The 24,039-nt window shown below is 38.7% G+C and carries 19 protein-coding genes; 5 read left to right on the top strand and 14 right to left on the bottom strand.

Features of this window, described 5'->3' with window-relative positions:
- Window positions 1-177: 177 nt before the first annotated feature.
- Window positions 178-1,239: an LCP family protein gene (locus BANVL01_RS11900; RefSeq protein ID WP_066091868.1), complete on the top strand. Its 1,062-nt coding sequence runs from the start codon at window positions 178-180 to the stop codon at window positions 1,237-1,239.
- Between the two features lie 45 nt (window positions 1,240-1,284).
- Here BANVL01_RS11900 and galU read toward each other — a convergent pair whose 3' ends face one another.
- The 3 genes from galU to BANVL01_RS11885 form a co-directional block, all read right to left on the bottom strand.
- Entirely contained in the window at window positions 1,285-2,172 is an 888-nt protein-coding gene (galU, locus tag BANVL01_RS11895; protein ID WP_066091871.1) for a UTP--glucose-1-phosphate uridylyltransferase GalU, read from the bottom strand.
- 93 nt (window positions 2,173-2,265) lie between these two features.
- Window positions 2,266-3,327, bottom strand: a complete 1,062-nt coding sequence (locus tag BANVL01_RS11890) for a glycosyltransferase family 4 protein (protein WP_066091875.1) — start codon at window positions 3,325-3,327, stop codon at window positions 2,266-2,268.
- Window positions 3,328-3,773: 446 nt separating this feature from the next.
- Window positions 3,774-4,880 carry a glycosyltransferase family 4 protein gene (locus BANVL01_RS11885; RefSeq protein ID WP_235845546.1) on the bottom strand — a complete coding sequence of 369 codons (1,107 nt, stop codon included), beginning with the start codon at window positions 4,878-4,880 and terminating at the stop codon, window positions 3,774-3,776.
- Between the two features lie 227 nt (window positions 4,881-5,107).
- Between BANVL01_RS11885 and BANVL01_RS11880 the strand changes: the two genes are divergently transcribed.
- A complete protein-coding gene (locus BANVL01_RS11880; RefSeq protein WP_066091878.1) occupies window positions 5,108-5,506 on the top strand; it encodes a GtrA family protein in 399 nt (132 codons plus the stop codon).
- Between the two features lie 72 nt (window positions 5,507-5,578).
- On the opposite strand, the gene galE is transcribed toward BANVL01_RS11880, so the two are convergent.
- Window positions 5,579-6,598: a UDP-glucose 4-epimerase GalE gene (gene galE / locus BANVL01_RS11875; RefSeq protein WP_066091880.1), complete on the bottom strand. Its 1,020-nt coding sequence runs from the start codon at window positions 6,596-6,598 to the stop codon at window positions 5,579-5,581.
- A gap of 234 nt (window positions 6,599-6,832) precedes the next feature.
- Here galE and BANVL01_RS11870 point away from each other — a divergent pair, with 234 nt between their 5' ends.
- Window positions 6,833-8,275 (top strand): MBOAT family O-acyltransferase, encoded by a 1,443-nt coding sequence (locus BANVL01_RS11870; RefSeq protein ID WP_066091883.1) that lies wholly within the window; start codon window positions 6,833-6,835, stop codon window positions 8,273-8,275.
- Between the two features lie 11 nt (window positions 8,276-8,286).
- A complete protein-coding gene (locus tag BANVL01_RS11865; RefSeq protein WP_066091886.1) occupies window positions 8,287-9,390 on the top strand; it encodes a hypothetical protein in 1,104 nt (367 codons plus the stop codon).
- A gap of 15 nt (window positions 9,391-9,405) precedes the next feature.
- On the opposite strand, the gene BANVL01_RS11860 is transcribed toward BANVL01_RS11865, so the two are convergent.
- The 10 genes from BANVL01_RS11860 to BANVL01_RS11815 all read right to left on the bottom strand — a co-directional run bounded on the left by BANVL01_RS11860 (window position 9,406) and on the right by BANVL01_RS11815 (window position 23,377).
- The gene (locus BANVL01_RS11860) at window positions 9,406-10,896 is read right to left on the bottom strand and encodes an O-antigen ligase family protein (RefSeq protein WP_066091889.1); all 1,491 of its coding nucleotides are present in this window, start codon (window positions 10,894-10,896) and stop codon (window positions 9,406-9,408) included.
- 24 nt (window positions 10,897-10,920) lie between these two features.
- Window positions 10,921-11,979, bottom strand: coding sequence for a glycosyltransferase family 4 protein (locus tag BANVL01_RS11855; RefSeq protein ID WP_066091894.1), 1,059 nt, complete (start codon window positions 11,977-11,979; stop codon window positions 10,921-10,923).
- Between the two features lie 181 nt (window positions 11,980-12,160).
- Window positions 12,161-14,095 carry a metallophosphoesterase gene (locus tag BANVL01_RS11850; RefSeq protein WP_066091897.1) on the bottom strand — a complete coding sequence of 645 codons (1,935 nt, stop codon included), beginning with the start codon at window positions 14,093-14,095 and terminating at the stop codon, window positions 12,161-12,163.
- A 298-nt stretch (window positions 14,096-14,393) separates the two neighbouring features.
- Window positions 14,394-15,839 carry a flippase gene (locus tag BANVL01_RS11845; protein ID WP_066091899.1) on the bottom strand — a complete coding sequence of 482 codons (1,446 nt, stop codon included), beginning with the start codon at window positions 15,837-15,839 and terminating at the stop codon, window positions 14,394-14,396.
- Between the two features lie 234 nt (window positions 15,840-16,073).
- A complete protein-coding gene (locus BANVL01_RS11840) occupies window positions 16,074-17,531 on the bottom strand; it encodes an oligosaccharide flippase family protein (RefSeq protein WP_066091902.1) in 1,458 nt (485 codons plus the stop codon).
- A gap of 57 nt (window positions 17,532-17,588) precedes the next feature.
- On the bottom strand, window positions 17,589-18,326 hold the full coding sequence (locus tag BANVL01_RS11835) for a LicD family protein (RefSeq protein WP_066091908.1): 738 nt from the start codon (window positions 18,324-18,326) through the stop codon (window positions 17,589-17,591).
- 61 nt (window positions 18,327-18,387) lie between these two features.
- Window positions 18,388-19,095, bottom strand: a complete 708-nt coding sequence (locus tag BANVL01_RS11830) for a WecB/TagA/CpsF family glycosyltransferase (protein WP_066091910.1) — start codon at window positions 19,093-19,095, stop codon at window positions 18,388-18,390.
- An 81-nt stretch (window positions 19,096-19,176) separates the two neighbouring features.
- Window positions 19,177-20,454, bottom strand: coding sequence for a nucleotide sugar dehydrogenase (locus tag BANVL01_RS11825; RefSeq protein ID WP_156482268.1), 1,278 nt, complete (start codon window positions 20,452-20,454; stop codon window positions 19,177-19,179).
- A 263-nt stretch (window positions 20,455-20,717) separates the two neighbouring features.
- A complete protein-coding gene (locus tag BANVL01_RS28765; RefSeq protein WP_066091915.1) occupies window positions 20,718-21,467 on the bottom strand; it encodes an NlpC/P60 family protein in 750 nt (249 codons plus the stop codon).
- A gap of 353 nt (window positions 21,468-21,820) precedes the next feature.
- Window positions 21,821-23,377: a glucosaminidase domain-containing protein gene (locus tag BANVL01_RS11815; protein WP_066091917.1), complete on the bottom strand. Its 1,557-nt coding sequence runs from the start codon at window positions 23,375-23,377 to the stop codon at window positions 21,821-21,823.
- Between the two features lie 275 nt (window positions 23,378-23,652).
- Here BANVL01_RS11815 and BANVL01_RS11810 point away from each other — a divergent pair, with 275 nt between their 5' ends.
- A complete protein-coding gene (locus BANVL01_RS11810) occupies window positions 23,653-24,033 on the top strand; it encodes a nuclease-related domain-containing protein (RefSeq protein WP_066091919.1) in 381 nt (126 codons plus the stop codon).
- Window positions 24,034-24,039: the final 6 nt, after the last annotated feature.

Genomic DNA, 24,039 nt, shown 5'->3' with positions numbered 1-24,039 from the left:
GATTTTGTCGTCTATTAGAATGTGGTTTTTTGAGGAGGAATAGTATAGAAAATTGGTAGTTTTCAATATTCGACACAAAAATTCAATTTACGTAGTGCTTAAAAAAGAGTAAAATAAAAGCTGGTCTTTAGCTAGGATAATGGTAAATTAATGATATTTTATTAAAGGAGAACTCATATGAACGAATTTCAACGCTCTCAAAGGGTAAGTCAGAAAAAAAAGGGGCGGAAAAAACGGATCTTTATCTGGATTTTCGTACCACTACTAATCGTTGTCTTAAGCGGCGCTGGATATGCGACTTTTTTACTTAATAAAGCTGAATCCGTTATTAATAAATCGTATAAACCAGTAAATACAACTTCAAAACGGACAACCCAAGTTAATCCGGATATGGATAACATTTCTATCCTCCTAATGGGCGTTGATGCTGCTAAAAGCCGAGAAAAACAATACGGAGAAGCCATTAGAACTGATGCCTTGCTTGTTGCTACTCTCAACAAAAAGGAGAAATCTGTTAAACTGTTAAGCATTCCGCGTGACTCCTATGTTCATATTCCTGAAAAAGATACGTATACAAAAATTAATCATGCCCATGCCTACGGTGGAGCAAAGTTGACCATTGAAACCGTACAGGAGCTTCTCGATATTCCAATTGATTATTATGTAAAAGTCAACTTTTATGCATTCATTGATGTTGTTAATGCTTTAGGCGGGATTGAGGCCGATGTTCCTTATGAGATTTCAGAAAAAGATTCCGAAGATAACCATAATGCAATCCGCTTAAAACCTGGTGTTCAAACGTTAACAGGCGAGCAGGCACTTGCTCTTGCAAGAACTCGGCATAAAGATACCGATGTTATGCGCGGGATGAGACAGCAGGAGATTATTAAGTCGATTTTTAAAAAGGCACTTTCCGTTGGTTCCTTTTCCAAACATGCGGACATGATTGATGCAGTTGGCAACAATATGGAAACAAATATGTCATTCAATGATATGAAATCCTTGATGGATTATGGACTTGCCGGGAGCGGCTTAAACATTGAAACCTTGAACCTTAAGGGTGAAGATAAAACTATTAATAAAATTTACTACTATAAGCTTGATAAACAAAATCTTGAAGAGACAAAATCGATTCTTAAGGCACACCTTGGTACCGATTCAACTGCTTCTGGTAACGGCATCAGAGCTACCCATGCTAATGCCGATAGTAACGGAGAATCATCGACAAACTCTAACTAAAGTAAAAAGGCCGCAATCACGCGAAGTGATGCGGCCTTTTTACCTTTAGGAAAAAGGAAGGTAGTTTTTCCTGCTTAATTCCTTTAAGTACTCAACTAATGGTTCCCGAATATCTTCCCTCTCAAGTGCAAATTCGATTGTCGCCTGAAGAAAGCCAAATTTGTCACCTACATCATAACGAATTCCATCAAAAGCATAGGCTAAAATTCTATCTTTAGCTGCCATCTTTCTTAAGGCATCGGTTAACTGAATTTCACCGCCATAGCCAACCTCTTTTTCATCTATGTATGTAAATATCTCAGGGGTCAAAATATATCTACCCATAATAGCAAAATTTGAAGGGGCATTTTCACGAGGTTTCTCGACCATATCTTTAACTTCGACAATTTTACCTGAAACATCTTGATTGCCCGGTGCAATAACCCCATATTTATGCAGTTCCTTGTCAGCCATTATTTTCGTTCCAATTACACTGCATCCATACAAGTCATGGACATCCATTAGCTGTTTTAGGCAGGGCGTATCAGATTTTACAATATCATCACCTAAAAGGACTGCAAACGGCTCATTTCCAATAAATCTATTTGCACAAAAAATTGCATGCCCTAGGCCCAACGGTTTTTTTTGTCTAATATAGTGGATATTGACCATATTCGAGATATCCTTGACAATGCTTAAAAGCTCTATTTTATTCTTTTCTTCTAGCTCCAGTTCTAATTCAATGGAAAAATCAAAATGATCCTCAATTGCACGCTTATTTCTACCTGTAACAATAATTATATCTTCAATTCCCGATGCAACTGCCTCTTCTACGATATATTGAATCGTTGGTTTATCAACAATTGGTAACATCTCTTTAGGCTGAGCCTTCGTCGCTGGAAGAAATCTTGTTCCTAATCCAGCTGCAGGAATAACTGCTTTTTTAATCGACATGACCACTACTCCTTTACTCCTAAAAGTTTATTTTCTGTTTTGAAAGATATTTAAAAGAGCCCGGCCCTTTAGGACCGAGCTCTTTTATTACTATTATCTATTCCGTTCTGTTGTTACTTTCAGAACGCGCATTATTTTGATTAATGGCCGATAATTTTTTCCGGCAAGGCCAATCATTTCGGCAAACAGTTCAATCATGATCAAAAGAATCACGATGAAGAAAAAGCCGCCGAGAAGCTTTGCTTGTGAAAAGATGATGGCCGCAAGCCCAAAGAAGGCTGCCATCGCATAGATCATCAATACGGTCTGGCGATGGGTAAATCCAATTCTGAGCAGACAGTGGTGCAAATGTGATTTATCCGGTGCAGATAATGGTTTTTTATTAACAATTCGGCGAATGATGGCAAAGAAGGTATCAGAAATCGGCACACCAAGAATAATAATTGGGACGATAAAAGAAATCAAGGTAACATTTTTAAAGCCCAGAAGTGATAATACCGAAATCATATAGCCTAAGAATAAGGCACCTGTATCACCCATAAAGATTTTTGCCGGGTGGAAATTGTAAATTAAGAACCCAAGTGTGCTTGCCAGTACAATCGAGGCTACGGCTGTTACATAGCCATCTCCCATAATAATGGCCATCCCAGAAATGGTAATTAAGGCGATGGAAGATACTCCTGCAGCAAGGCCGTCCAAGCCGTCAATCAGATTAATCGCATTGGTGATACCGACAATCCAAATAATCGTCATTGGAATACTAAAATAGCCAAATTCAATGTGTCCTCCGAAAGGCAGGTTAATAAATTGAACATGTACTCCGCCCCAAATGACCACAATGGCGGCAGCAGCTATTTGGGCGATAAGTTTAACTTTCGCCGAAAGCTCGATCATATCATCTAGTATTCCCGTAATGACAATGATAATACTTCCAATAATAATCGATAGAGCATACGGATCTTCTGGTCGAAGCACCAGCATACCGATAATGAAGCTTAGGTAAATTGCCAGTCCGCCAAGGCGCGGCATAATTTTCTGATGAACTTTTCGGTGATTTGGTTTATCTGTTGCTCCAATTTTGAAAGCTAGTTTTTTAACTAATGGTGTAAGCAGGATTGAACTGATAAAGCATATAATCAGGGTGATGTAGATCATTATGATCCTCCTCGAAACTATTTGCCTATTTAAACAACTTGCAAACAAGCAAAATGAAGTAACTTTATATATATGACTTAAAAATTAGTTATCTATTTAATAACCATTTGTAAACTTTGTAAACTAACGTACCAAGTTGGATTATAACACAGCAAACGCCTATTTAAAATAGATATTATAATTCAATCAAGTTACTAAATATTTCATATATTTCATAATTACTAATTTAATAGAAGAAAATCGATAAAAACTAGCATGAGTCTCAACTTCCAACCTATGCATGGAAATAAATAAAATATGAGTAGTACACCAACATAATAATGGCGGTGTGAGCAGAGCTACGCCTCATCAGTTCAAAGTACTGTCATAACTATTTTCCGTTCAACTGGTTAAATATACTTAATTTATGCGGCGCTCCGCCCCATTTCCACAGAAGGGTATCTTTTTCAGCCCTTTTGCTTTTGTAATTGATAGAGGTTGATTACTTTATCCGTCATGATATTTTGGTCATTTTCCTGCGCCATTTCTAAGCCTTTGCGAATTAGTTTTTGTTTCAGCTCTTCAGACCCTAAGACGGTTTGAAGGGCGTTTTTCAACTCGGCGGGATTTTTTGCTTCTACAAGCATCCCGTTCCCTTGTTGGAGCAGGTACTTTAATCCACCTACATTCGAGCCAACCACCGGCGTCCCGCAGGCCATTGCTTCTAAGGCGACAAGGCCAAATCCCTCAAGATGGGAAGGAAGCACAAATACTTCCGCAGCAGCCATCCATAAAGCAACTTCCGCTTGCTGTTTCGTCCCAAGAAAATGAACACTTTCTTTTAATCCTGTTTCCGCTATCACGGTTTCAAGTTTTTGAAAATACCCTTGGTCCTTATTCGATCCAATTATGTACAATTCATAATCAGGCTGCTCTTTCTTAAGTACTGCGAAGGCCTCAATCAAGTCATTGAGACCTTTTTGCTCAATAATATTGCCAACAAACAACAGCGGCGTTTTATTTTGCGGAATCCCAAGGCGCAAGCGAGCCGCTGACTTATCCACTACTTTAAATACATCCAGATTAACACCCATATTAATGAGGGAAAGCTTGTCGCGCGAGACCCCAAATTCTGATTCTAGTGTCGTGTATAATTCCTGGCCAACAGCAATGACGTGATCAGCTTCTGCTAAAATGGTTTTGGTCATATTAAATATACGACCGCTTTTTTTCACCATTTTGTCAATATCGCCGCCATGGGCCGTTACAATAAACCGGGCTCCAAAAAGCTTTTTGTACCATTTTGCCAGCCAGCCGCTCGGAAATACATAATGTGCGTGGACAACCGATGTTCTGCTTCCTTTAAAAAGTAAATGGACAAAAAACGCGAACGCCCATTTTCCATATTTCTTCAGCAAATTCAGTTTACCTTTATTGGGATTATCAATCGCAATTACATCAACGGCTAAACCTTTATTTCTTAGTGCTTCTACTTGGTTTTTCACAAAAACACCAAAGCTTTTATGTTCGTTCGTGGGGTACATATTTGAAATGACTGTTACTTTATTCTTCATATTTTCTCCTACTGCTTTAATCAAAATGTTTATCATTCATCATAATATATCATGAAATTTGACGAAAAACAGTAAGGAAAGGTTACAATACGCAGAATTCCAACCAAAATTTACTGTTTCCCGCCAATGAAATTTAAACGTGTATGGAAAAGAAGGATAAAGCCAAAAATAGCCTAAGGTAGAAAATTAAAATGAAAGGGGATCCTTTCTACAAAAGGTAGAGTGTCATGAATAATAAAAAAGAAGCCATTAGTTATTTATTCTTCGGAGTGCTAACGACTGTTATTAATATCGTTTGCTACGCTATATTAACAAAAATAATGAATATGGATTATAAGCTGGCCACAACTTTTTCGTGGATTCTAGCCGTAATTTTTGCGTTCATTACAAATAAACTGTATGTATTTAAAAGTAATAAAACGAATTTATTATTAGTAGTAAGAGAGTTTACAGTATTCACCTTTTTTCGTTTGCTCTCTTATTTCTTAGATATTCTAACTATGATTGTTTGTGTCGAATACCTGACAATTGACGATTTTATTGCAAAGATAGCAGCAAACATTCTCGTAATTGTTTTTAATTATTTTGCAAGTAAATATGTTGTTTTTAAAAAAATGAAATCTTAATAGGAGACTTCAAAAATTCGTAACTAAACGACTGTTTGATAGTCTCCTTTTTTTCAAAAACATAAAAACAACTTAATCGCGAACTTCATAGCCATTCGGATTCGCCTGCTGCCATCTCCATGAGTCCAGACACATTTCTTTTATTCCTCTTTGGGCCTCCCAGCCTAGCAAGGTTTTGGCCTTTTTAGAGTCTGCGTAGCAAACTGCAATATCTCCTGGTCTTCTCTCAATAATCTTGTAAGGAATTTCCACTCCAGCGGCCTTTTCAAAGGCTCCAACAAGCTCTAAGACACTATAGCCAGTTCCCGTTCCTAGATTATAAGCCTCTACTCCATTAGTTGGTATTACCCGCTCCAGTGCCTTTAAATGGCCTTGCGCTAGGTCAACAACATGGATGTAATCTCTTACACCAGTCCCATCAACGGTTGGATAATCATTACCAAACACTTGCAGCTCTTTTAATTTGCCAACGGCTACCTGAGTGATATAGGGCATTAAATTATTGGGAATATCGTTTGGATCCTCGCCAATCCTGCCGCTCGCGTGGGCCCCAATTGGATTAAAGTAACGCAATAAGGCGATGCTCCAGCTATTATCGGCAATATATAAATCCGTTAAAATTTCTTCAATCATCAATTTTGTTCGGCCGTAAGGATTTGTTGCACTTAGTGAGAAATCCTCTGAAATCGGAACTCGTTCAGGCATGCCGTAAACCGTTGCCGAAGAACTAAACACTAAGTTTTTCACAGCAAACTTGGCCATCACCTCACAAAGAATGAGGGTTCCTGAAATATTATTATGATAATAATGAAGAGGAATGGATACCGATTCCCCAACCGCCTTTAACCCGGCAAAATGAATGACGGCCTCGATTTGGTTCGTCGAAAATACGTCTTCAAGACCCTGCCGATCAAGCAAATCCAGTTCATAAAACAGAAAGTCTTTACCCGTTATCTCTTTCACTCTAACTAAAGATTCAGGCTTACTGTTTGAAAAATTATCAATCACAATGATTTCTTTGCCAGCATTTAGCAGTTCAACACATGTATGACTGCCAATATAACCTGCTCCGCCCGTCACTAAAATTGCCATAGCTTTAATTTCTCTCCTTACCCAAAATATTTCCTCTACTTTGAAAACGACTACACATTATATTCTTATTAATATACCATTTAAATTTGACAAATAAAACAATCAAAAGTTACATAATCGGTTAATCTTAATATGAATCGACATTTCCCAACATTATTTGGATAATCTATATTGTCTCACCTTCGATATGTTATAATATCTTCGTTGTTTTATCATCTATAGGAGGTTCGAATTTTGTTATTTAATTCCTACATATTCATTCTTGTTTTCTTCCCAATCGTATTCGCAGTTTATTACCTGCTTTTAAACCTAAAAAACAAAAATATTGCGAAAATCTTCTTAGTGGCTGCTAATCTTTATTTTTACAGCTATTGGAATGTAAAGTATTTACCGATCATTCTTTCATCGATTGCCATTAATTTTACCTTAGCAACCCTTTTAAATAAAATTCAAGGTCTGCATTTAAAAAGAACGGTTTTAACAATCGGCATTCTGTTTAACATTGGCCTACTCGGCTATTACAAGTATTACGATTTTTTTATGACAAACGTAAATGCGGTTTTCGGGGCTAATATATCGTTATTACATCTCGCGCTGCCGTTGGCAATCAGTTTCTTTACCTTTCAGCAAATTGCTTATTTGGTCGATACTTTCCGCGAGGGAACGAAGGAATACACATTGCTTGATTACGCCTTCTTTGTTACCTTCTTCCCGCATCTGATTGCTGGACCAATTGTTCACCACCGTGAAATCATTGACCAGCTCAGAGATGGCTCGAATTACAAAATGAAATCAGCCAATATTGCATCAGGCCTGTATATTTTTGCTATTGGACTTTTTAAAAAGGTTATCATCGCCGATACACTGGCTGAATGGGCCAATCTTGGCTATAACAATATCGGTTCCTTAACGCTTGTCGATAGTTGGATTACAACCTTGGCCTATACGTTTCAATTGTATTTTGATTTCAGTGGTTACTGTGATATGGCAATTGGCTTGGGCTTGTTTTTCAATATTAAGCTCCCGGCAAACTTTAACTCGCCCTATAAATCATTGGATATTCAAGATTTCTGGCGACGATGGCACATAACCCTTGGCCGCTTCTTTACCCACTATCTTTATTTTCCTCTCGGTGGAAACAGAAAAGGGAATGCACGGACATATTTCAATCTTTTTGTGATTATGTTTGTCAGCGGTATTTGGCATGGTGCCGGCTGGACTTTTGTTATTTGGGGAATATTGCACGGGGTCGCATCCGTCATCTTCCGTTTCTGGAAAACCTTCAATATCCGGCTTCCTAAATTGGTTGCCTGGTTCATTACATTTTTCTTTGTTCATATTGCCTGGGTTTTCTTTCGCTCGCCGGATTTAACAACGGTCAAGGTAATGCTGACGAAAATGTTCAGTCTTCAATCGTTTCATTTTCCTGCACGAATGACGGCAATCATAAACGAACGGTTCGGCACCCATTTCATTCCAACTACTTATTATTTTGATTTAAAATTGATCTTGCTATTTGTTGTTATTCTTGCGATTGTTGTGTTTGCGAAGAACTCGATTGAACGTTTAAAAACCTTCAAACCAGGCTATCTTACGGTTGCATTTATTAGCCTGCTCACTGTTATATCCTTAATGTACTTAAATAGGGTCAGTGAATTCTTATACTTTAAATTCTAAGGAGTTAACCTATGTCACATAAAAAATTCCTAGCTGCATTTGCAATTATGTCTACAGGATTAATCGTTTTTGTTTCGGTGATTATGTACATCATTGATCCATTATTTTATTTTCGAAAAACAAACCTTTACCGGCCGCAATTTGTCGCTGCAGAACGCTATCAAATGCCCGGACTATTAAAAAATCAAGATTACGATACAGTCTTTACTGCGACGTCAATGGGACGTAATTTCCGTGAAAGCTATGCGAACGAAAAGTTTGGAGGAAAGTCCTTTAATGCCTCACTGCCGGCATCAACTGCCAAGGAGCAATCGATGGTTGCGGAAGCTGCACTTCGCACCAAGCCCGATTTAAAAAGGGTCATTTGGGAATTAAACTATTATTCGTTTTCCGGTGATCCTAATTGGGTAAGCGGACCGCCAAGTGATTTCCCAACCTATATGTATGATCAATCAAAAATAAATGATATTCGCTACTTATTTAGTTCGTATTCGGTTGAAATCCTTAAGAAAAACTTGATGGCCAATAAAACAGGGGACGAGCGTTGGCGTGAGGTTGAAAGTCTTTACAAATTTGGTCAGGTGGCCCCTGTCGAAACGACTGAGCATATTCAAACTTTTTTATCTAATGTCCAGCCGATCGGTCAGCTGCCTGATTACGAAAAGTCATCAACCCTAATTAAGTCCTTTAAGGAAAATGTGATTTCACTTGTTCAGGCACATCCGAAAACAAAATTCACGTTATTCTATGCACCCTATCCGATCTATAACCATGTTTCTTTTTATAAAAAGAACCCTTCGTACTTAGCAGAACGGTTGAAGTTTAAAAAGGAAGTATATGAGCTATCGAGGAAATATCCGAATGTGGAGATTTATGATTTTCAAGATATGAAGGAGATTACTTTTAATTTCGCGAACTATCAGGGCGATACCGTTCATTATTATTCATACATCAATAATTGGATTATCGATTATTTAGTTCAAAATAAACCTGTTCAGTCTGAACAAGAATACGCGGGAAAGCTGAAGAATTTCAAGCAGCAGATAACAAACTTTAACATCAACCAGTTGAAAATGGAGAGTTCCATTAAAGAGCGCTATGCTCTGAAACAATAAAAAGAGCCAGATTCCTCAAAAAGAGGAGTCAGGCCCTTTTTTTATTTGCTGTTTTTGAAAAACAAAGCCAAGCAAGATAAAGTACATCATCATAAACGAATTATTTTCTAAAATATTATAAACGGTCCCGCCAACTATTAAGGCAACAAAGAAGTAAACCAATAATGGACCGTAGAATTCTTTTCTATTTTTCCATGTTGCGACGAGTAAAAAATAACCAATTATGGCAATAGCCAGCATTCCAAGGATTCCTGTCTCAGTAAGAATGAGGACATATTGATTATCCGAGTATAAATTTTTCTTAATACCATAATCCTTATAAATTGGTGAGGAATACGTAATGGTTGCTGCTCCGCCAAAAGTGGCAAATCCCGTACCAATAATAGAATGGTCTTTTAAAATCTCAATCGACTTTTTCACACGAAAAATACGGCCGTTGGAACTGCTTTGTCCGAGCGTTTCCTCGGTAAAGGCCTCTTTGAACCTTTTGCTGCCCTCGGATTCCTTGTCTTTTTCTTTCTTTTGATGACCGCTTTCCACTGATAAATATTGGTTATAATATTGGTCGGCTGCTTGATTGACCCCTAAAAACAACCCGTAAGAAAGAGCGGCAACGACAACGATGGCGACAAAAGGCCTCCATTTTCGGTTAAAAGTGAAACTCCATTTTCGGCCAAATACGATACTCCAATTAAGGTTTAATACGATATAAACAAGCAGAAATACTAAAAGCGTTAGCATCGTACCGCGCGAATATGTCAGCAGGATGGTTGCCCCCATTAATGATAATCCGGCGTAGATAAAATAGCGCGTTTTTCCGTGAATACCCTTTAGCAGATAAAGCGTGATAAAGAAGGTAATTAACAAATAAAGCGAGAGCTCATTCGGACCTTTAAGTAAGCCGTAAACTCTAATTTGATTGGTAGGAGATAACCACCACTCCGTCCATTCCTGCGGCATTAACATCGTCTTATTAGAGATTTTTTCTACTATTCCCTGCAAGGAAAGAATAACCCCTACAAAAAAGGCGGTATATGACATTTTTCGGATGAAGTCAGCCGAAAAGTTCATTCGTTTGACAATATAGAATAGTAAATAGAATAGATAATATGCCCGCAGTTGAAAAACAATCGCCTGCAACGAGACGCCGGTTAGTAATGCGGAAACCACTCCGATGATTGCAAAGGCAAAGAAGGCCCATTCAAACGGATGAAAGGTAAGTAGCTTTTTCAAATCTTTGCGATAATCAAAAAACGTTCTGATTAACAACAAGCCAATAATCGCATCGCCGAGAATCTTAAAGCCCGGATTCATCGTGATTAAAAACGGTCTGATGGGAATAAGTATAAGCAGGAATAAAACCCCTGTTTCTTTCTTCGTAAATGAAATAATGGCGATGAATAAAGAAATAATCATCGCAGCCTTTGAATTCCCTGTCAGGGTGCCCGCGGCTGCAGCTAGTATTCCTATTAATAAAATTAATAGGTTGCTTCGAAGTAATTTCATTGATTTATACTCCTATTAATAAATTTAGTGCTCATAAAGCGCTTTAGTTTTGTCTATCATTTTTTCAAAAGTAAAATGGTCATCGAAGTACTTTCTTCCATCCCTTGAGAGCCTTTGCACCAACTTTTGATCGGTCAAAAGGTTAGATAAAGTGTTTGCCAGCTCTTCTTCATTGCCGTAATCCACAAGCAGCCCGGATTTCTCCTGCTTCACAATCTCAGGAATTCCGCCAATTTTCGTGCCGACTACAACACGGCTATATGACAATGCCTCTATCGGCACATAGGGAAAGGCATCATTACTTGACGGCACCACAATAATATCACTTTGTAGATATAGTATTTCCTTATCCGCACAAAAACCTTTAAAATAAACAAAATTTTCAAGGTCAAGTTCTTGAACTAGCAAGTGCAGTTCATCAGCCTGCGGGCCATCCCCATAAATATGGCATTCCCATTTCAAGTCAGGATGTGAATTCTTCAAATAAGCTAAACTTTTGATTAAGAAAGATTGTCCTTTTTCTTCGCGAAGGCGGCCAATAACTGAAATAACGGGAACCTCTCCTAAGCTTTCGATCGGATATGTCTGTGACGGTACCGACACACCATTATAAATCAATTGCAGTTTATTCTTAGAAACTCCCTTTTGTTGTAATTGCTCGTACATAAATTGAGAAACAGTTATGACCTTAAAATTGAAGGTTGTCATGATTTTATTTAAACTGCGAATTATCCTATTCATGGGTACATTCACGTGGTAAGTCCAAATCACCTTGCACCCGGCCCCCATCAATTTCGCTAATATAGCAAGATAATTTTCCCGTAAAAAATTGGCATGGACAACATCGACTTGTTCCATTTGAATTATCTGTTTTATTTGCTTCGCAGCTTGAAAATCAAAAGGGCCGTTCATTTTTACCTGATACATTTTAACATTGGCTCGTTTAAAATCATCAAGACCGGGTCCCTCTTCGGAATAAATAAAGACACAGTTTTCGGGACCAGCCGAATGAATTAAATCTAAAACGTACTTTTCCGTTCCGCCATTGCCAACGAAATTTAATAAATAAAGAACTCTCGCCAATAGTAGCACCTCTCGCTGTGAAAGTTTGATGGCTATTTTTTCAAACCAAATTTATGTTATCGTTAATCATTAGATTTATCAAGTTATTTAATGCAATTTTTGCAGAGAACTGCGATGAATTCTCGGGGATCTTGTAAAAGGAAAGAGAGAAGGCAAAACTGCTTTCTCTCTTTCTAGTAATTTATTGTATCCATGCTCCGTTTTTATCAAGTTTATATGAGCCTATTTTAGTATTGGCGGCCATCCGTCCGTCACTATAAAGGTAGTACCACTTATTGGCAGACAGAACCCAGCCCGTTTTCATAGCTCCACTGCCTTCTATGAAATACCAGCTATTATTATAAAGCAGCCATCCGGTTTGCATTGCCCCGCTGCTCTTCAAGTAATACCATACTTTCTTATCGAGTACCCAGCCAACCTTCATCATTCCGTTTTGGTCAAGATAATACCATGTTCCACCGTCTTTTAGCCAGCCAGTTGCCATCGCCCCAGTGTTGTTGAGGAAATACCATTTCCCCTTGTCCAATACCCAGCCAACCTTCATCATTCCAGTTTGGTCAAGATAATACCATACCCCACCGTCTTTCAGCCAGCCAGTTGTCATCGCCCCGGTGTTGTCGAGAAAATACTTTTTCTCCTTGTCTATTACCCATCCAGTTGCCATCGCCCCGGTATTGTCGAGAAAATACTTTTTCCCCTTATCCATTACCCAACCTGTCTGCATGATGCCATTGCTAGTAAAGTAATACCATTTTTCTTGCACTTTATACCAGCCTGTAACCTTTTCACCTGTCGTATTGTCATAATAATACCAGATTTCACCCTCAGCTACCCAGCCTTTAAATTTGGCTGTCGTCAGGCTCAACTTTAACGGCCTTTCTGATACATTATTCCAAGCATCTATCGCTGAAATTTCAATTGCGTAGTTCGTATTCGCTTTTAATTTCGTAATGGCGGTCGCATAACGCTCAGGTGTTGCCACTTCCCAAAACTTTGGATAAATCGTTTGAATGACTTTTCCGTCTTGTTTAATTAAATATTTATCTACCTGTGTATTATCTGAAGCAGACGGCCAAGAAATAGCGGCAGTCGTTTCCGTTACTGTATCAAGACTTGCTGCTGCATTCGCCTTAAAGACAGGTGGTTCTGTATCATCAATTGTCTTTTCAAAAGGAAGCTTAACCGTATACTGATTGACCCACGTATGATTGCTAAATTCCCTCGCTTTAATCTCAACCTTATCATCATAAACATTGACCAACAACCCCTGTGAAAACTCTGCCGGTGCATTTCCATTTTCATAGAGCATGTAGGCTGTGGCCCCCGTATTCACCATTGTAAAGCCATCCTGATAAACCGATCTTGGATGCTGCAGGAGATAGTGCAGATGGCCGGAGAACAGCATGACTTGCGGATATTTCTTTAGGATTCCCTTTAACCTGCCATCTCTTAAATTACCGCCCCACTCCTCGCTGCCATAAATGGTGTCGTCGATTGGTTGATGAAGGAAAACAAAAATAGGTTTATTTGGATCTGCATCCATACTTAACGTGTCTTCTAACCATTGATACTGCTCATCTGATAACACAGCATAATCAATGTTTTTCGGATTTGTAACTTTTGATTCTTCACTTCCCAATACAATAAAATGATAACTGCTGGAATTTGCTCCTTCAATCCACTTATCATAGTATAGACTTGGCATCCCCGTATTTAAGATAAAACGGTCGATGAACATTTGGTCGGTAAACCGTGGATCAGGCCAATAGACACCCTCAAAAAACTCGTGATTGCCCATTACCAAGACTTTTTCGGCCTCAGTATTGCCATATTGGGCCAATAAACTATTAAATTTATTATATTGAACTTCCAGCCCTTGATCCGTCATATCGCCAACCACCGCGATTGCTTGATAATTTGGGGCAAGCTGTTTAAATTCTTCTAATGCGTTAATAAATCGAGTTTGGCGCTGCTGTATATTCATATTGATGTGCACATCGCTTATGACAGGGATTTGTAAGTTAGGAGTTGAATTTTCCTCACTTGCAAATGCATCCGTTTGAAAAAACAAAAAAATAACGGCAAGAGATAACATTGTTAATAACTTTTTAACCATTCACTAATCTCCTTATCTATAATAATCGAGAAATAAAGGTAGTTCCTCCATATCTACTAAAATATCCTTTATACATAATAGCATAATTGAAAGCTATTTTAATGGAAATATTGGAAATTTTTTTAAGAAGTTTTTTTATCGATAAAGAAGACTAGAAAATTATTATATAAGAACATTTGACCTCGAAAGGCTAGGCTGCTTGCGCTGGATTCAGAAAATTTCATCAAAGTTATCCACACCTAAATGAATCTACAGTTTACTAGACGACAAAAAAAGAGGGGCTAAATAACCGTCCCTCTCATCCACTTTTCCCCTTCGATTTAAAGAAAAATATTTTTTTCACAAAACCAAGCGCTAGTTGTTCCCGGAATAATCCAAGCACGGCTCCATACACGATAATTCCCACTACAACTTTTAGCAGGATTGCCGGTAATAAGGAAAAATGCCCATAGATGCTGAATTGATACAAGATAATAGCCATTGCCATCGAACCCAGTAAGTAAGTCATGATGGCATATTTCGCCCGATTTTGCAGTTTGATAACATCCTTCAAAAACCAGACTTGAATCGCTAAAATTAATCCTTCTGTTATCGTCGTGGCAATCGCAGCTCCTGCACCGCCATAGCGGGGAATGAGCAGGAGGTTAAGGATAAAGTTCAATACGGCACCAAACACAATTGGCAAGGTGTATTCTTTATTCTTTTTCATCGGGACAAAATACCAAGAACCGAAAACAACACCTAGCGACTTAAAGATAATAATCGGGGCCATGATCATCGCAATCGTGCCGCTGGGCTTGAAATTATCTCCTAAAAACCAGAGCACAAAATCCTTGGAAATCGCTAAAAACCCAAACGCAATTGGCAGCACTAGGAAGAGAGTTACTGTGACCCCGTTACGGAGCACCTGGAGCAGTTTTTCGAACTTTTTCTCGGCAATTAATGATGACGTCCGCGGCAGCATAATCACTCCAGAGATATTTATGAGCGACGAAATCATATAAACAATTTTATAGGATTGCTCATAAAAGCCTACCTGCGCAGTAGTAGACATAATGCCAAGCATCGTTTTATCCAAAACGGAATAGATCATTGCCGAGAAACTTGGAATAAATAAAATTAGCATTTGTAGAAAATGTTGCTTAAACACTGTATTTGTCAGCGTTAGACGAACGTATTGATTCAAACGATAGAAGAGAGCTAAATTTCCAATAATAACGGCTGCCCCCATGATAATCGTATATAACACGAGGTCATGTTCATCTTTTACAAAAATAAACACGCTGCCGAAGCCCATAAGCTTCAAGGTAATATTTCGAGTGACCACCTTTTTAAACTTTTCAAGTCCTTGAAAAAGCCAGGTGATATCAAAGAAGGCACCAATTAAATGTAAGGATTGCCAATAAAAAACCGCGTCCCCTTTCCAAACTAGCGGAACACAAATGAAGTAAACCACAGTTGCAATTGTTAGTAACCCTGTTCGGATTAGAAAGATTTCACTAAACGAACGAGATAACTGTTGAGAGTCCGCTTTAACATTCGCGATTTCCCTGATTGCATACAAGTTGGAGCCTAGCAGAAAAACATTAATAAAGAGAGTAATGTAAGAAAAACTATAGCTGTAATGCCCCACACCGTTCGGCCCTAATATTCTTGAAATGTAGGGAATGGTTAAAAACGGAAGTCCGAGCAGGACAAATTGCTGCAGCAGGACATAAAGGAAATTCTTTTTTAAAGATGACATTTTGCATCCTCGAATTCTTCAAGATTAATAATGTTTATACTAGAAGAGCAGCCTTAACTTTTTCTTAAAATTAAATATTCAATTTTTGAATATAACTCTCTTAACAAGAAAATACGTGTTATGTAAAGAAAAAACTCAAATTCTTGTTAATTAGTAGTTACCCACAACGTTGAATTTCATATCCACAAAAAAGAACTGCTAACTAAAAAGAAGTCTTCAATAGATGTTGAACGATTATTTTTTCAAAAATTTTCCCTTCAATTTTGTAGTAAGCAAGCTAACGATTTCATCCTTTGTAGCAAGTAAAATGAGGAAATAATACAGTCCGCATACTGAAATGATTGATACAGTCAACAGGAGAGTGCCGCTAACAAAAGAACGAATAACTAGCGATATCGGGATAAATAAAATGGAATAAACGAGATATTTCAAGTTCGTCCACGATAATAGCTGAAAGGGCACTTTGAGAAATTTCCGAATGTAAATATATTCACAGCCAATCAAGAAAACGTTGGCGATCGCAGTTGTCATGATTGCCGTCCTTGCATCAAGCACGCCAAAGTAAAAGCAGCCAAGATTCAAGGCCAAGTTGATGAACCCGCAAATAAAAATTAACCGGACGAGAATATTTTCTTTCTTCTTAATGTAAATAACCTGGTTAGATAGGATTGATTCAAAACCAATTGTTATCATATAGAGCGCGAAAATCGACAATACCGGGCCTGCAGGGATAAATTCTTCTTTCCCATAAAGAACGACCGCAACGTCAGCAATGACATAAAGCCCAATTGCAGCAGGAAATAGCAAAGCGGAATAGACTTTAGCAATTTTCTTCAGTAAGCTTAGATACTGCTCGTCATTTTCACCGCCTAATAAATAGGACAGCCTCGGGATTGTGACCTGAATAATACTGAGCATCAGGGCATTGATCATCGTAGCAATTTGCTGGGCCATTGTATAATAGGAAACAGACCGTTCATTGACGAATTCCCCAAGCATGAAACGGTCAAGCTGCGAATACAGGATGTTCCCATTAGAGAAAATAACGACAAGAAACAAAGGTTTCAAGTGTGGACGAAAACTAATATTTTTAAAATCAAATTTCACTTTTCGTTTTACATAAACAAAACTGATAATATTATTCAAACCGGTAGTTGTCGCTAATAAACCGATAAAGATCAAATAATTATCCGCACTTTTTACAAACGTAAGCAATAAAGCCACATAAATGAGTTTTACAATCATCGTCTTGAGAGTAATAAAGCCATAATCCTCATAGGCTTCATTGACCCATTCCACAAAGAAAATATTAAGAAAGAAGTTGAGTGAATACATCATCAAGACTGGAAATAATACCTTGCCGCCGTAGCCTAAATAGGAAACTGCCAGGTAAACCAAGAGCGTCACCAAGTTTGTTAACAGTCCCAAGGTAAATAAGCTCGTGAATAGCTGATTGACCTTTTGCCTATCATTTTTGATTCGGCTGACCTCACGCAAACCATATTGATAAACACCAAAGGCCGCAAAAATAAAGAAGTAATTAAAAATCGTTTCCCCGGTTTTCACTCTTCCGATGGCATCCGTACCTAATGTCCTGTATACATACGCACCAATAATAACAGGCACAATCAGATTAAAAAAGTTTAAAGTAATTTTATAAATGGCATTTTTTAATAGCGACTTTTTCTGCATTCTTACAACCTCGAATCAAAAAGTAAGGTTCTGTCATCCCAACAGCCCCATTCAATCTTAAAATTCCTTGACGATGACATCCTTCTTAATCTCCTTAAGATTGTCAGGATCTTCCCCTGTAATCCAACTTTCATCTTTTTGCATATAGGTTGTTCCGTAGTTATCGATCAAATACTCGTGATAATTCGTCGGAATCTTGAAGATTTCACCTTTAAATTCATAGTCCATTAACCCGGCAAAATGCGATGTGACGCTTGAAGTGAGATATCCTTTGGCAATTTGATAATTGGGACGATTTTCAAACTCCATTTTTGGACCAATTTCACTAAAATAACACCATATTAGGTCGTTTTCGCCTTTCCAATAATAAAAGATATCAAAATGCAACCCGTTTAAATGAAAGGCCTGCTCGTAAATTTTCCCATCCATTTCGAATTGCTTGTACAGCTTAACGCCTTTTTTCGCAAGAATCTCGACAAGCTGGCCCTTCTTTTTATCATCAAAGTCAAAACAGCCGATATCGAGATCTTTGTCATGCCCGATAAAATCCTTTTCGCGTACAGCCCCAAGAAGTGTCCCATAATCGAGCCAAAATTCCTCACCAATTTCAGCAAACGCTTCTTTCATATATTTCAACATTTGCAGGCCATGCATATGAACACTATTCTGTTGCTTTTGATATTGGACTTTGTCATATTTTCTTTTCAGTTTTATTAAAACCGTATTGTTTTTTGCAAAACCATAGAATTTGCTTGCACGTAATTGTTTGATCAGATTGTCAACAATCGCAGCCATCCGTGTCGACCCCCTTTTCCTCTGAATAAAAAGCCTCTCCCATAATACTTGAGAAAGGCTATTACTTTTTCATTGTTCTTAGCAGGAATTTCGGCAAAATTAACTGCCGTTTCCAGCGCCACGGTTCTTTGACTAAACGGTAGAACCATTCTAATCCAAGCGTTTGGAAAACTTCCGGGGCACGTTTGAGATTGCCGGAAATCACATCGTACGAACCGCCTACCCCTTGAAAAACACAAGGAGTTACTTGATTCATGTGATTGACAATCCAATATTCCTGAGCCGGACTTCCTAACGCAACAAAGATAATTTCCGGTTGATGCTGATTAATCGTATCAACGATTACCTGTTCATCTTTTTCATAACCATGTAAGGTGCCGACTATTTGGATTCCCGGGAATTGCTTTTCAAGCTCCGTCTTCGCCGCATCGGCTACACCCGGCTTGCCTCCGTACAAAAAGAGTCGTTTCCCTTGCTCCGCTCCTGTTTTGCAAAGCTTGAGCATCATATCAATTCCGGTTACACGGCTTTTCACCCGGCCGCCTTTCAATTTCGAGGCTAAAATAACGCCAATTCCATCTGGAATCTGGTAATCGGCACGGTTCAAAAGCGTTCTGAGTGCCTCATCCTCTTGGGCCTTCATGATTTTCTCCGGATTAATAGCGACAATAAATGATTTCTTCTTATTTTCGATATCCTGCATTAATAATGAGGCGAGCTGGTCGTAATCATAATCACAAACATCAACGCCGAGAAAGTTTTCTTTCATAATGTACCACCTGGTTTTGATTTGGGCATCTCACCTGAAACTTACTGCGGCAAAGAGTGTTTGCCGCAGCTGGATGCAAATTTATAAATTTTTGGAATCCCCTAACACACGCAGGTCAAAACCTGCTTTGACCCAAGCATCACGCGGGAGGCAATTTTTTGTATCAAATACAATTTTTGAACGAACGAGATTAGCAGTCTGTTTCGGATCAAGAATTTTAAATTCATCATGCTCGGTTAAAATGAGGATGATATCCGCATCTTTCAATGTTTCTTCAAGCTCCAATGATTGCTGTGGTAATTTCGCTTCATTAATATGCGGATCAAAAGCAGTTAGCTCAAGATTCAGCTCATTTAAATGATGAACGACCTCAACGGATGGACTTTCCCGCATATCATCGATGTTCGCTTTAAACGATAAACCCAAAACAGCCACTTTCGGATTCGTAATTTGATGCTGATTGGCAATTGCTTTAACCTGATTCGCCACATAAAGTGGCATCGAATCATTCGTTTGCCGTGCAAGGTGAATGATTTTTGCATTTTCCGGATCCTGCTCAACAAGGAACCATGGATCGACCGCAATACAATGGCCGCCAACGCCGGGACCTGGAAGGTGAATATTGACGCGCGGGTGATGATTGGCAAGCTTAATGGCCTCCCAAACATTTACGCCAAGATTTGCACTGACACGTGCCAGCTCGTTAGCGAAGGCAATGTTTACATCACGGAATGTATTTTCAATCACCTTAACCATTTCAGCGGTTGTCGCATCGGTTAAGAAAATTTCCCCTTTCACAAAAGCACGATAAAGGTCTCGCGTTTTTTCTGAGGATTCCTCATTAATACCGCCGACAATCCGGCTGTTATTGACAAGCTCTTCAAAAACCCGGCCTGGAATAACTCGTTCAGGTGAGTGGGAGACAAGCAACTCTGACCCGATTTCAAGTCCGCTTTCTTTTAAAATCGGCATCATTACATCCTCAACTGTTCGCGGTGGAACGGTCGATTCTAGAATGACGAGGTTGCCCTTTTCAATAAAAGGAACAATCGACTTGGTGGCTGCTTCTACATATTTCATATCAGCCGTTTTATCCGGGTTGATCGGTGATGGCACTGCGATAATAAAGACATCCGCTTTTTCCGGAGTGGTTGAAACGGTTAGATTGCCGCTGTCAATTGCCGCATTCAGGCGCTCTTGCAATCCGTTTTCTTCTATATGAAGCTGTTTATGCTGGATTTTTTCGACGGCCGCCGCATTTACGTCTACCCCGTGCACATGCAGGCCATTATTGGCAAACATAACGGATGTTGGTAAACCAATATAACCGAGACCAACGACACATATTTTATTCATCAAGTTACTTCCTTTCCAACCATACTTTAAATAACTATAATCTTATATTATACCTTGGCGATGTATCTTTCCGCCAGACGTATGACGATTAAATTTTACAACTAATTGTAACAAAAATCATGATTAAAAGAAACTATCAGCCGTAAACGATATCGCTTTTCCTCCTTTTTTGCCAATTAGTTCACTGATATGTTAAAAAATTTTGTTCTAATTGGCAAAAAAAAAAGCGAAACCGACTTGAATGTTTCACTTCCAAAATTTTTCTGTTATTGTATCCAAGCACCGTTGCTATCCACTGCATATCCGCCGATTGTTGTATTTTTGGCCATTGACCCATTATTATAGAGGAAGTACCATTTGCCTCCTGTATAAATCCAGCCACTGAGCATTGCACCACTACCGTTTAAGTAATACCAATTATTGTCTACAAATAACCAACCTGTTTTCATCGAGCCATCCGCTTCTGTTAAGTAGTACCAACGGCTATTATCTTTAATCCAGCCCGTTGCCTTTTCAGAATTTTTATAGTAGTACCACTTACCACCGGATAGAACCCAGCCATTGTTGTAATTACCAATTCGCTTCGAGCCAATATACGTTTGAGTATAATATGACTCTGATAAAGAACTAATTTTTACTCCGTTACTAGAAGCATGGACAAACTTCTCGCCGCCTAAGGAAATGCCGACGTGTGAAGCTCCAGCTTTATATGTACTGAAGAAAACTAGGTCGCCTTTCGTTAAATTACCTTTTGAAACGGCTTGGCCTGTCGTGTATTGATCTGCTGCCGTCCGAGGCAAGGTAACTCCAGCTTGCTTATATGTATAGCTTGTAAACCCAGAGCAATCAAACCCGCTCGGAGACGATCCTCCCCACACATATGGTACACCTATATATTCAAGAGCTATGTCTGTAACTGTATCTCCAACTGATGCCGCTTCTGCTTTATGTCCACTGACTAATCCGCTTAAGAGTAAAGAACATGATAGTAAACCACTTATGACTAACTTCTTCATGACAACCTCCTTGTTTCTTTTTCTCTCTCTTTTTGTTAATACTAGTATCTCATAAAAGTTACTAGAGTTAATTTACAGTTAGTTTTTAATATTATTACAGGAATGTTTCAAAAACTGACCTTTTTCGACTTTTTGTCTTATTTTTCAGAAAAGTAGTTAAAAAATAGGCAAAATGGCCTTTCTAATTTATGACTATGAAACTATTGATTTTTGTTGCCGCTGCTTTTGCTTGGCGAATGATGTCAAATGTTATGTAAGTTGGACTGTTACTTTTTGACTAATTTTTCGTAAAAAAACGGAACCAGCCTCCGATGAGGTGGTTCCGTTTTGCCCTTTATAGGGGCCTATTTATCCTAGAGCATCGCACCGTCTTTTCCTAAACGGTATTTGCCAATGGTAGTGTTAGCTGCCATATGGCCATCGCTGTATAGGTAATACCATTTGTTTCCGACTAATACCCAGCCGGTTTGCATCGCACCGCTGGTGTTCATGTAGTACCACTTGCCTCCTGTAGAAACCCAGCCCGTTTTCATCGCGCCGCTAAAGTCGAGAAAGTACCACTTGCCGCCTGTAGACAACCAGCCGGTCTTCATATCTCCTGCTGGATTTAAGAAATACCACTTGCCTCCTGTTTGAAGCCAGCCAGTTTGCATCGCACCTGATTGGTTGAGGTAATACCATTTGCCGCCTGTTTGCAGCCAGCCAGTTTGCATGACACCTGATTGATTGAGGTAATACCATTTACCACCTGTTTGCAGCCAGCCGGTTTTAAGCGACCAGTCGCCATTGAAATAATACCATTTGCCGTCTAAGCTTTTCCAACCGGTATTGGCTGCGAAACTACTAAATTCATTAGCAATTTGCGCAATTTTGCTTGCCCACGCTTCGTCGGTTGAGTATTGATGAAGGTTGGAATTAAACCGCATGTTATCGAGTGTCGGCTGCTCGTAAGGGTCGAGAGAATTCTCCATAAACGTATTCCTATTAACATACGTTTGATTGATAAAAATCGCTCCAGCTACAATCCCGCTGCCTTTTGTAGAATAGTCATAGGCATCTGTAAGTGGGCGAAGATCATTTGCATTGATACCATAATAATTGTATTTATTTGCAACTATCCCTGAAGTACCCCAGCGTGTCTCTAAGCCTGAATGTGCGACAAGGTAAATCGCATTTAAGCCAGTTTCGTTTTGGGCTTCAATATAGGAAGACCCCATACCTGTCATTAACGTATTGGCCCATTTGGTTTTATAGTTAATGAACTGGTTAATAGCATTAACGGTTACATTCGCTTTTGTGTTTAATGGGGTGAAAATGGAAATATTATTAGTGGTTGTTCCTTCATTTCCAAATTCATATGGGATGACATTGCTGCCACCTAGTATAGTCATATACCTTTCATTTTCAAGATACCAGTTGTAAATCCAACCTTGTTTCTTTCCGTCTACTGTTTGGATTTTGTAATATTTCGTGTCAGGTGATACCTCTAGAACAAATACCTTTGAGTTATTCTCTATAACACCGGTAATCGGCTTCGAGCCATCTGGAAGGTCTCGTAGATTTCTCTCCTTTTTCACCATCCAGGTTTGATTTTTACTATTGCTGTTCAAGTAGGCCCTGTGAACCCAGCCTTCTCGCCCATCTTTCATCCGGATTTTTGCGGCATAATCCTTTTCGCTGAGGATGGTCACCTTGTCGTTATAAGATAATTCCGCATAGCGCGTATAAGTTGGTTTTAAATGAATTTGATAGTCTGAAAGCTCTTCGAAACTCCGATAGACCGGCAGTTTAATTGAAGTGACGATCATATTTGGTTGTTCGGCGGCCTCTGCCTTGTTCCATGAAACGCCGTAAGAAATCCCGAGTAATAAAGCAAACATTAGCAAACTACGAATAATTCTATTCTTCAAAATGTTTCTCCTCTCGCTTTATGTTTTGTTTTCTATTATTTAGAGTATCATAGATTCCAGCCATTTCCACGTATTTTTATTTGGAAAATGGCATAAAGCCTTTTGTCCGATATCATCGACATAAATGTCAATAATTGTACAAATAGTCACCAACGTCTCCATGCGACTTTTTTGTAAAATGAAGGTAGTATGTGGGGCAATTCTTGTATTTTTTACATGCCTGCAGATGATATGCTAAGTGTTTTTGGTATTTTTTAACAGAAAGGATGTGCATTATGGCTTATAATCCACGAACTGAGCGGGAAGAAATAACGATATTAAGAATCTTAAACAAGAGTATGAATTTGTCTGAGGAAGACAAATGGAACTATTTTAGGCTTAAAAAGGGCTTCGAAGGCGAATTGATGTTTGATTCTTTAACGGAAAAGATTCAGAGTGAATGTTTGATTCTAAATGATTTACTCCTTGAGTTAAACAATTCAAAATTCCAAATTGACACTTGTATTATTCAAGACACTATATACCTTTTTGATGTTAAAAATCATGAGGGTGATTATTGTTATGAAAAAGGCGATTTCATATTAATGAAGAATGGAAAGTTAATGCAGAATCCACTAGACCAATTAAACCGATGTGAAACCTTAGATTCTTATTGACCGCTC

Origin of the sequence: Neobacillus novalis NBRC 102450 (assembly GCF_001591805.1) — a bacterium.
GTDB lineage: Bacteria > Bacillota > Bacilli > Bacillales > Cytobacillaceae > Neobacillus > Neobacillus novalis.
Note: the sequence above shows the minus strand (reverse complement) of the source record. Positions and strands in the feature narration are given on the sequence as shown.